The organism is Holdemanella sp. (assembly GCF_056804935.1).
In genome coordinates this window covers 1-1,599 of the sequence record NZ_DBMEXE010000286.1, presented here as the reverse complement: position 1 = coordinate 1,599, position 1,599 = coordinate 1, and the positions used below count along the sequence as shown (strand labels likewise).

General features: G+C 37.5%; 1 protein-coding gene. It reads right to left on the bottom strand.

What is annotated here, in order from left to right:
- Window positions 1-107 precede the first annotated feature (107 nt).
- Complete coding sequence (locus tag ACZQCL_RS09380; RefSeq protein WP_217797827.1) at window positions 108-1,517, bottom strand: terminase large subunit; 1,410 nt, start codon at window positions 1,515-1,517, stop codon at window positions 108-110.
- Between the last annotated feature and the right edge of the window lie 82 nt (window positions 1,518-1,599).

The following is a 1,599-nucleotide window of genomic DNA, read 5'->3' as shown; positions in this document are numbered from 1 at the left end:
GCATCTTCAAATTGTTCTTGTGTTTCAATTGGTTTAAAATCCATGTTTCTTTTTTCCTCCTATTTTTCCGTATAGTTACGTAAAAAAAGAGAACAATATATGTTCTCCTAGTAGCTTATTCTCTGTGGTTTTTGTTCCTTTTTCTTAGAACACATCCAGTAAGCTAATATTGCAGATTCTAATAAGGCTACTTCAACACCATCTTTAATGGATCTGAATCCGAATCCTCCACTGGATCCAATCGCTCTCTTTTCGCAATTGGTTACAGATTGTGTTAATGCAGGTTGATCATTATGACAAACCGATTTATTTGATATTGCAAGTTCGAACAATTGATTTGAAGCAATAACATCTTTTACAGTTGGCAACACTGGCTTTTTCTTTATACCAGCTTCCTTCATATCGGCTGCCAAAATCTGTTGTCCGTTCGCTCCATCAATCGCAATACCACCTATATCGGCATTGGCCAAAAAATTAATCATCCAAGTATTTCCGTCTTTGATCTTCCTACAGTCTATAGATTCTACAAAAATGTTTTTGTTAGTGGTCTTACATGCTACAGACAATGCCACATTTTCGCCATCATGGCCATACTTTATTCCTACATACAACTTACCTGTAAACTTAGGTAGAGCGTCAACCTTCAAATTTTTCCACTCGTTTTCAGTTATCGCAGATTTCTGGTTGTACTGCAGCCATAAACCTAAACGTTGAATATTGAAGTCAATATCGTCATTATCTTCCAATTCCGCTTCAATTGTTCTTTCAGATGTTCTGATTCCTAACGCTGGATTCGTTTCGTACCAGGCATCTACATCTTCAACATCTGTCATAAATTCCACAGACCATTCTGCCCAACCTGTATTTTTACTTTTTCCACTCAATACACGTTTACGCATATCTGTAAATACAGTACCTGCAGATACCGCGGTTGGTGGGGTTCCACAAAAAATCGTCTGAGGATTCTCAGACGAATAAATAGTATATTTCAATGCGGAACTTTGATCTGTAGTATATTCCTGGGCCTCATCGACAATCAAAGTATCGAATGATTCACCTAGACCACCAGTGTTGGATCTAGTACGAAAGGCAATATATCCTCCTGTTTCTTCCAAGCGAATTTCTTCAGCACCTTTTTGTTTAATAGACTTGTACTGAACACCTGCATCATCAAGTAATGCGCATAATCTTTCCCACGCGGTATGAGAAGTGTTGACTCTGTGTGCGGTATGCATAATCTTTTCACCATTCTGCAATTTCCACATCTCAACAATCGCAACTACTTCACCTTTACCGTTTTGACGAGGTATTTCATATCCAAATCTGTTATGAACCCATAGACCATCTTCAGTGATTGATAGAATGTCATAAACTAACATTTTCTGCCAATCCATGGCCTTACGTTTAGATTTTTCATAAAGTTCTATGGCTTGTTGGCCATATGTTTTTACATAAGGAATAGTTACGGAAGTAGTAGGAGTCTGTCTGCCTATTCTTTTAGGCACTGCATTCTCCATTCTAATCCTCCTAGCTATCCAAAATAATAATCACACTCAATACACATCACATCCTTAATTCAAATTATTTTAAAGGCTAACG

Excerpts from the sequence above, each read along its gene's own strand:
- ACZQCL_RS09380 (WP_217797827.1), bottom strand. The coding sequence starts at position 1,517 with ATGGAGAATGCAGTGCCTAAAAGAATAGGCAGACAGACTCCTACTACT.